The sequence below is a fragment of the Bradyrhizobium sp. STM 3809 genome, from assembly GCF_000239795.1.
Classification (GTDB): domain Bacteria; phylum Pseudomonadota; class Alphaproteobacteria; order Rhizobiales; family Xanthobacteraceae; genus Bradyrhizobium.
This window is the reverse complement of sequence record NZ_CAFJ01000747.1, coordinates 17,357-32,210: the sequence shown is the minus strand read 5'-3', so window position 1 is coordinate 32,210 and position 14,854 is coordinate 17,357. Positions and strand designations below refer to the sequence as shown.

At 67.5% G+C, this 14,854-nt stretch carries 12 protein-coding genes and 1 tRNA gene; 3 read left to right on the top strand and 10 right to left on the bottom strand.

The annotated features are described in order from the left end of the window. From BRAS3809_RS32045 to BRAS3809_RS32020, 6 genes are all read right to left on the bottom strand, one after another. The coding region (locus tag BRAS3809_RS32045) for an ABC transporter permease (RefSeq protein ID WP_035659910.1) at positions 1-611 on the bottom strand (611 nt) is incomplete at its 3' end. Next, complete coding sequence (locus tag BRAS3809_RS32040; RefSeq protein ID WP_008966163.1) at positions 608-1,549, bottom strand: ABC transporter permease; 942 nt, start codon at positions 1,547-1,549, stop codon at positions 608-610. The genes BRAS3809_RS32040 and BRAS3809_RS32045, both read right to left, overlap by 4 nt. 14 nt (positions 1,550-1,563) lie before the next feature. Continuing rightward, positions 1,564-3,165, bottom strand: coding sequence for an ABC transporter substrate-binding protein (locus BRAS3809_RS32035; protein ID WP_008966162.1), 1,602 nt, complete (start codon positions 3,163-3,165; stop codon positions 1,564-1,566). Positions 3,166-3,467: 302 nt separating this feature from the next. Next, the gene (locus tag BRAS3809_RS32030) at positions 3,468-4,424 is read right to left on the bottom strand and encodes an N-carbamoyl-D-amino-acid hydrolase (RefSeq protein WP_008966161.1); all 957 of its coding nucleotides are present in this window, start codon (positions 4,422-4,424) and stop codon (positions 3,468-3,470) included. A gap of 73 nt (positions 4,425-4,497) precedes the next feature. Further along, positions 4,498-6,027 (bottom strand): aldehyde dehydrogenase family protein, encoded by a 1,530-nt coding sequence (locus tag BRAS3809_RS32025; RefSeq protein WP_008966160.1) that lies wholly within the window; start codon positions 6,025-6,027, stop codon positions 4,498-4,500. Between the two features lie 11 nt (positions 6,028-6,038). Then, positions 6,039-6,920, bottom strand: a complete 882-nt coding sequence (locus BRAS3809_RS32020; RefSeq protein ID WP_008966159.1) for an NAD(P)-dependent oxidoreductase — start codon at positions 6,918-6,920, stop codon at positions 6,039-6,041. Positions 6,921-7,029: 109 nt separating this feature from the next. On the opposite strand from BRAS3809_RS32020, the gene BRAS3809_RS32015 reads away from it, so the two are divergent. Next, complete coding sequence (locus tag BRAS3809_RS32015) at positions 7,030-7,971, top strand: LysR family transcriptional regulator (protein WP_008966158.1); 942 nt, start codon at positions 7,030-7,032, stop codon at positions 7,969-7,971. Between the two features lie 92 nt (positions 7,972-8,063). Then, on the top strand, positions 8,064-8,387 hold the full coding sequence (locus tag BRAS3809_RS32010; protein ID WP_035659915.1) for a hypothetical protein: 324 nt from the start codon (positions 8,064-8,066) through the stop codon (positions 8,385-8,387). 42 nt (positions 8,388-8,429) lie between these two features. Here the strand turns inward: BRAS3809_RS32010 and BRAS3809_RS32005 are convergent. The 3 genes from BRAS3809_RS32005 to BRAS3809_RS31995 all read right to left on the bottom strand — a co-directional run bounded on the left by BRAS3809_RS32005 (position 8,430) and on the right by BRAS3809_RS31995 (position 10,607). Further along, positions 8,430-8,503: transfer RNA gene (locus BRAS3809_RS32005), tRNA-Gly, on the bottom strand. Positions 8,504-8,978: 475 nt separating this feature from the next. Further along, the gene (locus tag BRAS3809_RS32000; RefSeq protein ID WP_008966156.1) at positions 8,979-9,581 is read right to left on the bottom strand and encodes a TMEM175 family protein; all 603 of its coding nucleotides are present in this window, start codon (positions 9,579-9,581) and stop codon (positions 8,979-8,981) included. A 144-nt stretch (positions 9,582-9,725) separates the two neighbouring features. Continuing rightward, positions 9,726-10,607: a hypothetical protein gene (locus tag BRAS3809_RS31995; protein ID WP_008966155.1), complete on the bottom strand. Its 882-nt coding sequence runs from the start codon at positions 10,605-10,607 to the stop codon at positions 9,726-9,728. Positions 10,608-10,916: 309 nt separating this feature from the next. Between BRAS3809_RS31995 and BRAS3809_RS31990 the strand changes: the two genes are divergently transcribed. Next, a complete protein-coding gene (locus tag BRAS3809_RS31990) occupies positions 10,917-12,800 on the top strand; it encodes an acyltransferase family protein (protein ID WP_008966154.1) in 1,884 nt (627 codons plus the stop codon). A 16-nt stretch (positions 12,801-12,816) separates the two neighbouring features. Here BRAS3809_RS31990 and BRAS3809_RS31985 read toward each other — a convergent pair whose 3' ends face one another. Continuing rightward, entirely contained in the window at positions 12,817-14,715 is a 1,899-nt protein-coding gene (locus BRAS3809_RS31985; protein WP_008966153.1) for an acyltransferase family protein, read from the bottom strand. Positions 14,716-14,854: the final 139 nt, after the last annotated feature.

Below are 14,854 nucleotides of genomic sequence, written 5' to 3'. Positions count from 1 at the left end.
GTGCCCGAGGCGACGGCGCCGTCGACATAGGGCTGCTCGCGCAAGGACAGCACCACGCCGCGGATCAGGCGCGCGACGCGCGGGATTTCGGCGATAGTGATGGCGAGGATGACGTTGCCGACGCTGCCGCGCGTCAGCGCCATCAGCGCGACCGCCAACAGGATCGGCGGGATCGACATCAGCCCGTCCATGCAGCGCATCAGCACGCCGTCGGCCCAGCGCAGGAAACCGGCGACGAGGCCGATCGAAAGCCCGATCAGCGAGGCCGCGAGCGCCACCGAGAGGCCGACCGTCAGCGAGACCCGGGTGCCGTAGAGCACGCGCGAATAGATGTCGCGGCCGAGCGCATCGGTGCCGAACCAGAAGTCGGCCGACGGCAGCCGCGTGCGCTTGGCCGGCGCGATCGCGGTGGGATCGACGGTGCCGAGGAACGGCGCGAACACGCCGATGATGACGAGCACGAGCAGCAGCGCGCCGCCGATCGCCACCGTCGGATGGTTGCGGAGGAAGCCGATGATCCCGCGCCGGATCTTCGGCGCGGCCATCAGGTCCGGCAGGACGGGCGCGACGACGAGGCCCGGCGGCGGCGAGGTGGTGGTCGTGGCGGTCAATAGCGGATCCTCGGGTCGACCAGGGTGTAGGTGATGTCGATCAGGAGATTGACGAGCACGTAGACGAAGCTGAACAGCAGCACGATGCCCTGGATCACCGGATAGTCACGGCGCAGGATGGCGTCGATGGTGAGACGGCCGAGGCCAGGAATCGCGAACACGCTTTCGGTGACCACGGCGCCGCCGATCAAAAGCGCGATGCCGATGCCGACCACGGTGACGATCGGCACCGCGGCGTTCTTCAGCGCATGGATGAACAGGATGCCGCCCTGCCCCAGGCCCTTGGCGCGTGCGGTGCGGATGTAGTCCTGCTGCAGCACCTCGAGCATCGCGGCGCGGGTGATGCGCGCGATCAGCGCGATGTAGACGCAGCCGAGCGCCACCGCAGGCAGGATCAGGTTCTGCAGCCACGGCCAGAACCCTTGCGCGAGCGGCGTGTAGCCCTGCACCGGCAAGAGGTCGAACTTCAGCGCGAACACGTAGGCGAGAATGTAGCCGACCACGAACACCGGCACCGAGAAGCCGAACACGGCGAAGGCCATGATCACGCGATCGATCCAGGTGCCCGCCTTCCACGCCGCGATCACGCCGAGCGGCACCGCGATGAGGATGGTGAGGACCAACGTCACCATCATCAGCGACAGGGTCGGCTCGATGCGCTGGGCGATCATCGCGGCCACCGGGAGATTGGTGAAGATCGAGGTGCCCAGGTCGAAGTGCAGGAGGCGCCACACCCAGCTGCCGAACTGGACCAGGAAGGGCTGGTCCAGTCCGAGATTGGCTCTGATGCGCTCGACGTCCGCCGGGCTCGCCTGGTCGCCGGCGATGACGACGGCCGGATCGCCCGGCGCGATGTACAGCAGGCTGAAGACGAACAGCGCGACGATCGCCATCACGGGCAGGGTCGACAGCACGCGTCGGAGCGCATAGCTCAGCATGAGTTGTCAGTGCCTCACGCCGTCTTCGACACGCCCCAGAACAGCGGGATCGGTCCCTTGGTCACGCCGGAGACGTTTTTGCGCCACGCGGTGTAGCCGAGGAAGAAGCCGGTCGGCGCGAACACCACGTCCTCCAGCGCCGCCTTGTTGATGCGCGCCGCAACCGTCTTCTCCTCGTCCAGCGACTTCGCGTTGAACCAGTTGGTGATCTCGGTCTCGACCTTCTCGCTGGTCGGCCAGCCGAACCAGGCCTTGTCGCCATTGGCGCGCAGCGCGGTGTAGGCGGCCGGATTGATGCAGTCGGCCCCCGCGTGCCAGGTGTGGAACATGTGCCAGCCGCCTTGGCTCGGCGGCGTCTTCTGCGCGCGCCGGGCGCCGACCGTGCCCCAGTCGGTGGCGACGAAGTCGACGGTCATGCCGAGCTTCTTCAGGAGATCTGCGGTGACGTCGCCGAACGCCTTGGTGATCGGCTGGTCCTGCGCGACCACGCAGGTGATCGGCTCGCCCTTGTAGCCCGCCTCCTCCAAGAGCTTCTTCGCTCCGGCGAAGTCGCGCTTGCCCTTGAGGATCTCGCCGCCGGCCTCGGTGTAGAGCGGCGTGTCCGGCGTGAAGAAGCCCGGCAGCGGCTTCCACAGCGCGTTCTCGTCGCCGACCAGCGCGCGCATGTAGTCTTCCTGGCTCAGCGCCATCAGGATGGCCTGGCGCGCCTTCACGTTGTTGAACGGCGCATGCAAATGGTTCATGCGGAACGAGCCGACATTTCCGAGGGGATCGCCGATGTCGACGCCGATGTTCTTGTTGCCCTTCAGCACCGGCACGAGATCGGTGATCGGATTCTCCCACCAGTCGACCTCGCCGTTCTGCAGCGCGGCCGCGGCCGTCGCGGGATCGGGCATGATCACCCATTCGACGCGGTCGACCAGCACCTTCTTGCCGCCGGCGAGCCACACCGGCTTCTCGTCGCGCGGCACGTAGTCGGCGAACTTCTCGAACACGGCTTTCGCGCCCGGCACCCATTCGCCCTTGGCGAATTTGAACGGGCCGGAGCCGACATATTCGGACATCTGCTTGAACGGATCGGTCTGCGCGATGCGCTCGGGCATCACGAAGGCGCAGGGTGCGTTGCCCTTGCCGAGCGCGAACAGCATCTTCGGATAGGGCTGCTTCAGCACCCATTTGAAGGTCTTGTCGTCGACCGCGGTGAGCTCGTTCTGGATCGCCTTCAGCATCAGGCCCATCGGGTCCCGCGCGGACCAGCGCGTCAGGCTGGCGACGACGTCCTTGGCCAGCACCGGCTCGCCGTCGTGGAATTTTAGGCCGGGACGCAGCTTGAAGGTCCAGGTCAGGCCGTCGGACGAGACCTCTTCGGACTCCACCATCTGGCGCTGCGGCACGAACTTGTCGTCGATGCCGTAGAGCGTGTCCCACACCATCGCGGCCGCGTTGCGCACGACATATTGCGTGCCCCAGATCGGATCGAAATTGGCGAGATTGGCCTGCGGCACAAAGCGCAAGGTACGCGCGGAGGCGCCTTGCGCGATCGCCGGCGCCGCAAATCCCGTCAGCGCCAGACCACCCGCGCCCGCCAATCCCTTCAATACCGTTCTGCGATCCATGGTTGCTCCTGATGCAAGCTGCTTGAGTTCAATTGCCGAAATTGTAAGCAAGGCGCATGCCATGCGCATGGAGTGCATTCATTTGAACGCAAATGAGGCACGTGGCGCAAGGCTGTCTCTCTCCTCTCGTCATTCCGGGGCGTGCCGCGCAGCGGCGCGAGCCCGGAATCCATAACCACAGGCGCGCGTTGGAGGGGCGGGACGTCACCACTCGCATGCCTCACACGTCCGCCTGTGGTTATGGATTCCGGGCTCATCGCTGCGCGATGCCCCGGAATGACGTGGGGAGAGATGAGGGCCGATCATTGCGTCTTCACCAGCGAACCATCGGCCATCAGCCTTTCGCCCTTGCGTTCGACGATCATGCCGTAGGCCCCGGGCTGGCGATGGACGTCGAAATTGAAGATCGTCTGCTTGTAGGACTTGCACAGGTCGAGATCGCAGCGGGCCAGCGCGATCTCGTCGCCCTTGGTGGCGCAGGCCGCGACGATCTCGCCGGAGGGTGCGATGATGCAGCTGCCGGCGATGTGGTCGACGCCCTCCTCGATGCCGCCTTTCGCCACGCCGATCACCCAGGTGCCGTTCTGATAGGCACCGGACTGCATTACGAGGCGGTTGTGGAACAGCGAGAGATCGTCGTGCTCCGGCGCGGGCGGATTGTGCACCGGCGTGTTGTAGCCGATCAGCACCATCTCGACGCCATCAAGGCCCATCACGCGATAGGTCTCGGGCCAGCGGCGGTCGTTGCAGATCGCCATGCCGATGACACCGCCGAAGGCGTCCACCACGCCGAAATTCCGGCCCGGCTCGAAATAGCGTTTTTCCAGATGCTGGAACTTGCGCCACGGCTCGTACTCGGCATGCCCCGGCAGATGCACCTTGCGGTATTTGGAGACGATGGCGCCCGCTCTATCGACGAGAATGGCCGTGTTGTAGCGGTGGACGACGCCATCTTCGACCGTCAACTCGGCATAGCCAAGGCAGAAGCCGATGCGCAGCTCCTTCGCAAGCGCGAACAGCGCCTGCGTCTCCGGCCCGGGCATCTCGCGCTCGAAATATGTGTCGATCTCGGCCTGATCTTCCATGTACCAGCGCGGGAAGAAGGTCGTCAGCGCGAGCTCGGGATAGACGATGAGATCGCAGCCATTGGCGTGCGCCTGGCGCATCAACGCCATCAGCCTTGCAACGACGGCTGGACGCTGCTCGCTCTTGGCGATGGGTCCAAGCTGGCCGATGGCAACGTTGACGAAGCGCGGCATGAATCTGTTCCTTATTCCGGAACTATTGGGGTCACCGGGTGCGCTGCTCCTGCACTCATCATGCCATGCGGGCTCAATCGCGCAAGCCGGGTGCGTAGCCGAACGCGATCGCTGGCTCGGCCGCGGTCTCGACCCAGACGCTCTTCACCTGCGTGTATTCGTACAGCGCCTCGACACCGGAGGAGCGGCCGTGGCCGCTGTTGTTGTAGCCGCCGAACGGCGAGGCGACGTTGATGGTCTTGTAGGCGTTGATCCAGAACGTGCCGGCCTTAACCTGCGCGGCGACGCGATGCGCGCGCGCGACGTCCCTCGTCCACACCGCGCCGGCAAGACCGAACTCGCTGTCATTGGCGATCGCGATCGCCTCCTCCTCGGTCTCGAAGCGGATCGCGGCGACGACCGGTCCGAACACCTCCTTGCGCGCGATGCCCATCGCGTTGGTGACGTTCTTGAGCACCGTGGGCTTCACGTAGTAGCCGCCGCCCCCGCTCTCACCGTGGCTGCCGGCCACGATCTCCGCGCCCTCCGCCGCGCCTTCGCGGATCAGCGACAGCACGTGGTCATATTGCCTGGCATTGTTGATCGGCCCGATCTCGGTCTCCGCCGACAGCGGATCGCCGCATCTGATCTTCACTGCCCCTTGCGCCACGAGATCGACGAAGCGGTCGTACACCGCGCTCTGCACCAGCAGCCGCGAGCCGGCGACGCAGCTCTGCCCGGCGCCGCCGAAGATCGCCGCCTGCGCGCCGATCGCGGCGCGTTCGAGATCGGCATCGGCGAACACGATGTTGGCCGACTTGCCGCCGAGCTCGAGCACCGACGGCACCAGCCGCCGCGCCGCCGCCTCGCCGATCAGCCGCCCCGTCGGCACCGAGCCGACGAAGACGACCTTCTTCACCGCGGGCTGCGCGAGCCCCGCCTGCCCCGTCGTGTGGCCGAAGCCCGCGAGCACGTTGACGACGCCCTTCGGCAGGCCCGCACGTTCGGCGACGACCGCGAGCGCCAGCGATGTCAACGGAGTCAATTCGGACGGCTTCAGCAGCACGGCATTGCCCATGCTGATCGCCGGCGCGATCTGCCAGCCGGCGGTGAACACGGGCGCATTCCACGGCGTGATCTGCAGCACGACGCCCATCGGCTCGCGCCTCGTGTAGTTGAGATGGCTCGACGGCACGGGAATGACCTCGCCGTGGAATTTGTCGGCCCAGCCCGCATAGTACTCGAACATCTCCGCGACCTTGGCGACCTCGCCTCTTGTGTCGCGGATCGGCTTGCCGGCGGACAGCGCTTCCAGCTGCGCCAGCGGTTCGGCCGCTGCGAGGATCGCGCGTGCCACCGCCTGCATGACGCGGCCACGGCCCGCGGCGGTGATGCGTGCCCATTCCGCCTGCCCCGCCGTGGCCGCCGCCGCGGCCTTCACGGCGACGTCAGCGCCGGCGTCGGAATAGCTGAACAGCAACTGCCCGGTGGCGGGATCGTTGACCGAGACCGTCGCGCCGGTGCCGATGACGAGCTCACCGCCGACATGCGAGCCGATGGTCTCGAATTCAGGCCAGAACGGCAGCGCCGCGTCGCGCAGGCGGGGATCGATGAAGTGGGTCATGGCTTGCGCCCTCACGGCTTGGTGATCGGGCCGAGCTGAAGCTCGACGATGCGGTTGAAATCCTCGGGATCGGCGATGCTGCCGGCGCTGTCCGCCCAGATGCGCGCGGTGTCCGCCGCCATCGGCAAGGCAAGGCCGAGCTCGCCGATGAACTGCGCCGCCAGCCTGACGTCCTTGCGCATCAGCTGCATGGTGAAGCCGGAATCGAAGGCGCCGTTGAGGATCCAGTTGGGCACGTTGACCTGGGTGACGCCGGAGCGGCCGGAGCCGGCATTGAGGCCCTCGAGCAACCGCTCGGCATTAACGCCGGCGGCACCGGCAATGCGCAGCGCCTCGGCAGCAGTGAGCAGATGCGCGGCGCAGAGGAGATTGTTGACGATCTTGGCGACGTTGCCGGCGCCGACGCCGCCGACATGCACGCGCTTGGCGCTCATCTTCTCCAGCACCGGCAGCACGCGCGCGAGATCCTCGTCGGCGGCGCCGATCACCATCGTCATGGTGCCGGTCGCGGCACCCTTCGGCCCACCGCTGACCGGCGCATCGACGAAGCCCATGCCGTTCGCCTTCAGCAGGCCGGCGAGCCGGCGCGAGGTCCCGGGGTGAGAGGTCGAGGTGTCGATGATGACGACACCGGCTTTCGCATGCGCGAGGATGCCGCCCTCGCTCGCCACCACGCGCTCGACAATCTCGGCGGTCGGTAGCGACAGGATCACGATATCGGCTGAGGCGACGACTGCGCCGATGCCGTCCACGATCACTATGCCCTCTTCGGCGAGCGCGGTCCGCGTGGCTTCGGATGCGTCGTATCCGGTGACGGCGAAGCCCGCGCCCTTAAGCGTCACGGCCATGCCCCGCCCCATGTTGCCAAGTCCGATGATGCCGATCGTGGTCACGAGGCCTCCTGCGCCATTGCCAAGGAAGCCTAGCCGCCGCGTTTTGCGGCAGACATGAGCAGCCCGCGGCGTTAGTGTTGACTCCAAGTCAACGCTGTTCGGATCGCCCGTGACCGCCCTGCTCGACCATCACCGGCTGCATTATCTCCACGAGACCGTCCGCCTCGGATCGGTACGCGCCGCAGCCGATGCGCTCGACATCAACGCTTCGGTGATCAGCCGCCAGATCGCGCTGCTGGAGAAAGAGCTCGGCCTGACGCTGGTCGAGCGGCTGAGCCGCGGCGTCCGCGCCACCGCAGCCGGCGCTTTGCTCGTCGAGCGCTTCCGGCAGTGGCAGGCCGACCAGGCCGACACCGTCGCCAAACTGCGTGAGTTGCAGGGACTAAAGCGCGGCCATGTCGACATCGTGCTCGGCGAAGGTTTCGTCAGCGACCTCATGTCCGGTCCGCTCGGCCGGTTCTGGCAGCGTCATCCGGACCTGACCATGGCGTTCGACCTCGCCGGCACCAACGAGGTCGTCAACGCCGTCGCCGAGGACCGCTACCACATCGGCCTCGTGTTCAACCCGTCAGCCGATCCGCGCATCCGCGTCGCCACCGCGAGCCGACAGCCGCTGTGCGCGATCGTGCCGCCGGACCACGCGCTGGCACGGCCCGGCCGCCCGGTGCGCCTGCGCGAGCTCGCCGACCATCCGCTGGGGCTGATGCATCGCAGTTACGGCACACGGCAGATCGTGGCGATGGCCGAGGCCGCCGAGCACATCGCGCTTCAGCCGAAGCTCACCACCAGCTCGATCAACGTGCTCCGCCATTTCGTCAAGAGCGGCCTCGGCCTGACGCTGCTGCCGGCGTTCTCGATTGCCGCCGACCTCGCCGACGGCTCGCTCGAAGCCGTGCCGATCGACAATCGCCTGCTCGCCGCGAGCGAAGCCTGCGTCATCACCCGCCGCGGCCGCGAGCTGCCGCAGGCCGCCAGCCACCTGCTGCGCTTCCTCAGCGGCCAGATGCGGGCGTTCCGGGCGGCGGAGGCGAGACGAAGGACGAGGTCGTAGCCGCGCTTGAAACTGGGACGACAAGGATCGCTTTAGGTTGCGCGCCCGCCCAGGTTGCGATTCAATGCTGCAACACACGAGGATGCAAGATGATGCGCATGAGTCTCGCGATCGCGCTCGGCCTGGCGGCGATGACCGCAGCTCGGGCCGAGACGTGCCAGTTGATCGGCAACCAGGTCCATTGCGACAACGGCCTGTCCGGACAGCGCCTCGGCGACACCACCTATTGGAGCGACGGCTCATCGTCGCAGCAGGTCGGGCGTTCCATATACAACAGCGACGGCACAAGCTCGCAACGGATCGGCAACCAGACCTATTTCAGCGACGGCACGTCGTCACAGACGATCGGCAACACGACGTACTTCAGCGACGGCAGGTCATGCCGGCGAATCGGGCAACAGATCCATTGCGATTGATCGGGGCGTGAGCCGGCTGCTCGAGCAGCGCGCAACACGGTCTGGAGCGGGTGAAGGGAATCGAACCCTCGTATTCAGCTTGGAAGGCTGCTGCTCTACCATTGAGCTACACCCGCATCTGGGCGTTCCCTAACATGGTCCGTGGCCGGTCTCAACCTCCCTCAGCCACCTGTCCGGGGCCTCGCCGGAGGCTTTCCGCCGGCTGGAGGGCCGTCGCTCTGTACCGTCATGGCCGGGCCCCGTCCCGGGCCTGACGGCGCTGTGCGATGGACCTGCCGCCGATCGCGTGCACTGCGTCGGAGCCCCCCGGGGTTCCGTAATTGGCCCCCCTACCCACGCGGCTCGGAGCGTCCTATATTGCTTTCATCGTCAACAACGAAAGGAGGTGATCCAGTGTCTTTCACCAAGCGCTGTCACCTCGCTGGGATCGCCCGCTGAGCGGCTCTTCGTGAGCAAGGTTCGATGAGCGCGTGATTCGTCAGCGGATCGTGCCCATCGCGGCTCGGCAACGGGGCGGTCTCGGCCCTGGACCAGCGAGTTCAAGATCCAGGACGCGGCGGGTCGGATGGCCCGCCGCGTTTTTTTCCGGCTTCATCCGCCAACGTCCATGGCCTTCTCGGGCTTGGCGGCCACGAAGCGGCGCGCCAGGAACCCGCCGAAGCCGAGCATCCAGAAATATTGGACATACTCCGGCGCGTATGCAGCCAGCGCGATTCCCGGCACGAACACGATGACGGGGAAGACGGCGCCGGCGATCTCGGCATGACGCCCTGCCGGAAGGCCGAGCCACCAGAGTGCGGCGTTCAATGCGGCGATGATGGTCAGATGCAGGCCGTAGAGCACCGCCACCGCGCTCGACAGCCGATAGCTGCTGTAGAGCCCATTGGTGACCGGTAGCAGCACGATCGACAGCAGGAAAAACAGGTTGAGGATCACCACGAAGCGGCTGCCATAGGGCTGCCGGGCCAGCCGGCGGTGATGGCTGATCCAGAACACGCCGGCGATGATGAAGCTGAGCACCAGCCCGGCGAGCCGGCCCGAATAGGTGTGCACGAGATCACCCCAACCCGGCATCTGGGCAAAGTTCGGTTTTGGCAAGTCATAGGCGAGAAGCGTCATCGCTACACCGAAGATGGTGTTGGAAAGCGACTCGAGGCGGCGCATCTCGAACAGGTCGGACTGGGGCTCGGTCATCGGATCGGAAGCACGCAAGCGGGTCAGGGATCGCGCGCTCTATAGCAGGTCTTGAGCGCCGTGGCCCGCCCTCTGCTGTGACGGCGCGCCGGCGCCGTCACGCTGGTTTCGCTGCGGCCTTGCTCCCGCGGGGGGTCGCGGGCGTCAGCGGCAGGCGTAGATGTGGCCGTCGAAACCGCGATAGCTGCGGGTGGCGGCATTGTAGCTGCGGAATTGCATGCAGGCCGGCATGCTGGCGGTGCGCAGCGGCCGGTCCTCGGCCTGCGGCCGCGCCGCGGCGGGCGCCCCGGTGTTGGCGGGCTTGGCCATCACGATCATCCGCTTGATCGCCGACATCGTCGACGGCTTGTTCGCGGCCTGTGGCGCCTCGGCCTGGCCTCCCTTCAAGGCCGGCTCCTTGACGGTGACGACCGCCGTCTTGGCCGTGAGGACCTTGGCGGATGCAGGCTTGCCCGCCACGTTCGCGGCGGCGGATCTGGCCGACACGGCGCCGATCGTGGTGGCGCCGGACGGCAGCCCCGCCGATCCGGCCTTCGAAGCCGCCTTCGACAAAGCGGGCTTGGTGACGCCCGGCTTTGTCAGGCCCGGTTTGGACAAGGCGGGCTTGATCGCCGCAGCGCTGGCAGGCGCGGCGGGATCTGCGGCAGCGGCGCCGTGGGCCTCCGGCTTGTCTGCGGCCGCGACGGGCTTCGGCCCGGCGGCCGGCACCGGAGCAGCCGCCTGGCTCGCGGGCTTGGCCTCGGGAGCGGCCGGCGCATCGGCGGTGGCTGAGGCGCCCGCCGACGGCTTTGCATCGGTCGAGGCCGTCCTGTCTTCGGCTGCCGCTTTGTCGTCAGCCGCGACCGGGCCATCCGTCGGCTTCTTGATCAGCTTCTTGCATTCGAGCGGAAACACCAGTTCGCCCGACGCGGTCAGACCGATCGGCTCGCAGCCGCCGAACGGTCCGCTGTCCTTCGTCACATCCCTTGCGGGCGCTGCCGCCGCAGCGGCACCCCCTGCCTCGGCTCCCAGCGCAAGCGGCGCCATGAGCGCAACCTGAAATAGAACAACACCGCACAACAAACCGGCTCGGCCGGCCGTCCGCCCCAATGTACGCATGACACGCTCGCTCGACGCACAAACTCCGGCGACGCCAACACGGCATTGAGGCAAGTCTGTGAAGCCGCACCGCACGGGCTGCCAAGCAATGTCGATTCAGTGGCATTGTGACTTGCCTGCACGATTGTTCGCGGCGTCCTGCATTGCGGTTGCAATCGTGGCGTGTCAGGGTCGCGGCGCGCGCTGACCGCCCTTGCAGGTGACGACAGCCGCCTGCACGCGTTTCGGACAGTCATCTTGAGTTCAACCGATTATCGTCCCGACATCGACTGCCTGCGCGCCTTCGCGGTCATGTCGGTGATCGCGTTCCACTACGACATCTCGCCGTTCCGCAGCGGCTATGTCGGCGTCGACGTGTTCTTCGTCATCTCCGGCTTCCTGATCACCCGGATCATTCGCGACGAAGCCCGCGCCGGCACGTTCTCTCTCGCGGCGTTCTATCGCCGCCGCGCGCGCCGGATCCTGCCGGCGGCCTTCGCGATGCTGTGCGCCACCCTGCTCGGCGCCAGCGTGATCCTGCTCCCGCAGGACACGGTGTCGGCGGCGCAGCAGGCGCTGGCCGTGCTCACCTTCTCCTCGAACATCCTGTTCTGGACGCAGCAGGGCTATTTCGACGCTGCGGCGATCACCAAGCCGCTGCTTCACACCTGGTCGCTCGGCGTCGAGGAGCAGTATTATCTGGTGTTTCCGGCCCTGGCGCTGGCCATCTTCGCGATGCGGCGCTGGCAGATGCTGGTGAGCCTCGTTGCAATCTGCGCGATCTCGTTTGCACTGTGCGTGGTGCAGACCAGGCTGCAGCCGGCGGCGGCATTCTACCTGCTGCCGGCGCGCGCCTGGCAGCTGGCCCTGGGCGCGCTGCTGGCGGTCGAGGCGATCCCCGTGCTGGGCAGCCAGCGGCTGCGGATCGGCGCGGCTGCGCTCGGATGGATCGCACTCGGCGCCGCCGTCAACGTGTTCTCGCCGCGCACACCCTATCCCGGCGTCGCCGCGCTGCTGCCCTGCCTCGGCACGTGCCTGGTGATCTGGGCGCAGCCCGCACCGAGCAGGACCGTGCTGATCCTGACCCGGCCGCTGGTCGCGGTCGGGCTGTGGTCCTACTCGCTCTATCTGTGGCACTGGCCGGTGGTCTCATTGGCCAGCGCGATCTGGGGCCCGCCAAGCTCGGCTACGGACAAGCTCGCGCTGCTCGGTGCCTGCACGACGCTGGCGCTGGCGAGCTACTACCTGATCGAGCAGCCGGCGCGCCGCGCCGAGTGGCCGGTCACGGCGCGCGCGCTCGCCGCGACCGGCACGACCGCCCTGGCGGCCAGCCTGGTCCTGATCGCGTGGGACGGCTTCCCGGCGCGCCTTTCGCCACTGGAGCAGATCGTTGCGGACTTCATCCGCTACGATCACAAGCTGCTCTACGAGGAAGGCTCGTGCTTCCTCAATCCGGGTCAGGAGCTGCAGGCGTTGCACGCCGACTGTCTCGCGAAAGGCACGCGCCCGAATGTCCTGGTGTGGGGCGACAGCCATGCGGCGCATCTGACATTCGGCCTGAAGCGCGCGCTGCCGCAGGTGACGCTGCTGCGCGCCACGATGGCGCAATGCGTTCCCTATGACGAGCCGGGCCAGTCGGCCGGCTGCGTCGCCTTCAATCGGCAACTGCCCCGCGTCGTGCGTGATGTCGGGCCGGACATCGTGATCCTCTCCGGCAACTGGACGCGCACTGCTTTGACGCCGGCCGGGCGCGCGAGCCTGCGAGCCACGATCGCGGCGATCACGGCCGCCGGCAGCAAGGTCGTCGTGGTCGGTCCCAGTCCGCAATTCGATCGCCCCGTGCCGCATCTGCTGGTCGCGGCCCGCCGGTTCGGCGTCTCGACCAGCGGCCACATGCTGAGCCTGTTCGGCGAGGTCGACGGGCAACTGAGAGCTCTGATCGCGGACCTGCCGCAGACGGACTATGTCTCGCTGCTCGCCCTGCTCTGCCCGGGCGGGGATTGCGTTCTGCAGACGTCTGCCGGCGAGCCCCTCGCCTGGGACGAAGGCCATTTCACCGCGCCGGGCTCGGCGCTCGCAGCCAACGGGATCGTCGCGGCGTCGCCGATCCTGGCCGCCACGCTCGCCCGCAGGAGCGAATGAGCGCAGCGCTGTCCGGCTAATCGTCGGCCAGGAACGTCGCGAAGATCGGCGCGGCACGCGCGCCCATGCGCTGCGCGCCGGCCACGGTGAAATGGCCGGCGTCCTGGAACAGCCAGACGCCGTCCTGGACCACCGGACAATCCTGGTCGCAATACACCTCCGAGGGGCGCAGCAAGGTCACCTTGGCCAACGGCCTGATCGCCTCGCCCAGCACCGCATCGATGGTGGCGTTGGCGGCGACTGCCTCGCTCTTCGGCACGGGATCGCAGGGCTTGGCGGGGGCGTGCCAGCGCGGGCCCGGTAGCATGCGCAGGGGATCGAAGGCGCAGTTCACGGGCCGCACCTGACCGCCGATCACCAGGAAATGACGGCCCGGCCGGTCGAGCAGGCGGATCGTGTCGGCCAGATGCTGCGCCACCTCGGCATTGCGCGCCCATGCCTGCGGCCCCTCGCCGAGATCAAGGTAATGCTGCCAGGCCTGCCCGATCACGACGAAGTCGGCTTGCGACTGACGGATGCGCGGCAGCTCGCTGTCGCGCAGCTCCGCGCACACCTGCGCGCGCGGTCCTTCCGCCATCAGGCCGGCAAGCGTGGGACAGCCGCTCATGGTCGAGACATGCCCGATCATGCCGCGCGCCTTCAGGGACTCGTCGAGCGCCGCGACATATTGCTGGACGTAGGAATCGCCGAGCAGCTCCACGCCCCGCGTGCCCGCGAGATCGCCGAAGGCGCAGAGGCGGCCGACGGCCCGGCCGCATTTGTTCAGGCCGAAGCCCTGCAGCTGGAACAGCGCGAGCTGCGCGTCGGGCAGCCGCGAGACGACGCCGTTGGCGCGGAACGTCACGTGGGTCAGGCCGGCTCCGACCACGACAACGGTCGCAAAACTGGCCAGCTGCGCCGCCCGGGGCCAGGGCAGCCGCCGCAGCGGCTGCTCGACCACGGCGAACATGACGGCGGCCAGCACCGCGATGAGCGCAAGCTGGGACAGCGATCCGGCTGCCGTCTGCGCGGCCTCGCCGAAAATGAAACGGGCGAAGAAGATCACCGGCCAATGGACGAGATAGAGCGAATAGGACACGAGACCGACGGCGCGCACCGGCCGCGCCATCACCAGCGACGTCGGCGCATTGGCGGCAATGATGATCGCGGCGGCGGCGCAGGGCAGCAGCGCCGCCACGCCCGCAGAGGCCTGATAGCGGCCGATGATCAGAAGGCTGCCGAGCAGGACGACATCGCCGCAGGCGGCCGCGATCGACCGCGTCCGCGGCAAGGCTGCGAGTCGGGCTTCGAGCGGAATCGCCAGGGCGCCAAGCGCGAACTCGAACACCCGGAACGGCGTCAGGAAGAACACGGCGTCGGCATCATGCGGCAGCCAGAGCATCGCCGCGGCGAGCGACACCAGCCCGAGCGCGGCGATGAGGCGGAACACGTGCCGGCCTGCGGCGGCCCACACCAGCAGCAGCGGCGCCAGCGCATAGAACTGCACCTCGAGCGACAGCGACCACAAATGCAGCAGCGGCAGCTGATCCGCCGTCGGCGCGAAATAGGCGCTGGCCTCGCGCCAGTACTGGATGTTCGAGATCGAGAGCAGTCCGTGCGTCGCCTCCTTGGCGAGTTGCCGCAGCGCCTCGGGCGACAGGAACAGCCAGCCGACCGCAAAGGTCAGCGCGATCGTCGTGACCAGCGCCGGCAGGATGCGCCGTGCGCGCCGCAGGTAGAATTCCGCGAACGAGAAGCGCCCGGCGGCGACGTCGCGCAGGATCTGCCCGGTGATCAAATAGCCGGAGATCACGAAGAAGACGTCGACGCCGGCGAAGCCCGCCTCGAAGCCCGGGATCCTCAGATGGAACAGGATGACGATGGTGACGGCGATCGCCCGGAGGGCGTCGATGTCAGCACGATGACTGCGTTCCAATGGCGTCCACCCCGCTTGGCCTTCGAGGCGAACGAGATGCGCAGACACCAATGGCAACAGCGGGAAACAGTCATGGCCGCATCAGACCCATCCGATGACGCCGATCCGGCAGCGGCGTGGCGGCCGCAACCAGAAAGCC

Excerpts from the sequence above, each read along its gene's own strand:
- BRAS3809_RS32040 (WP_008966163.1), bottom strand. The coding sequence starts at position 1,549 with ATGCTGAGCTATGCGCTCCGACGCGTGCTGTCGACCCTGCCCGTGATG.
- BRAS3809_RS32035 (WP_008966162.1), bottom strand. The coding sequence starts at position 3,165 with ATGGATCGCAGAACGGTATTGAAGGGATTGGCGGGCGCGGGTGGTCTG.
- BRAS3809_RS32030 (WP_008966161.1), bottom strand. The coding sequence starts at position 4,424 with ATGCCGCGCTTCGTCAACGTTGCCATCGGCCAGCTTGGACCCATCGCC.
- BRAS3809_RS32025 (WP_008966160.1), bottom strand. The coding sequence starts at position 6,027 with ATGACCCACTTCATCGATCCCCGCCTGCGCGACGCGGCGCTGCCGTTC.
- BRAS3809_RS32010 (WP_035659915.1), top strand. The coding sequence starts at position 8,064 with ATGCGCATGAGTCTCGCGATCGCGCTCGGCCTGGCGGCGATGACCGCA.
- BRAS3809_RS32000 (WP_008966156.1), bottom strand. The coding sequence starts at position 9,581 with ATGACCGAGCCCCAGTCCGACCTGTTCGAGATGCGCCGCCTCGAGTCG.
- BRAS3809_RS31995 (WP_008966155.1), bottom strand. The coding sequence starts at position 10,607 with ATGGCGCCGCTTGCGCTGGGAGCCGAGGCAGGGGGTGCCGCTGCGGCG.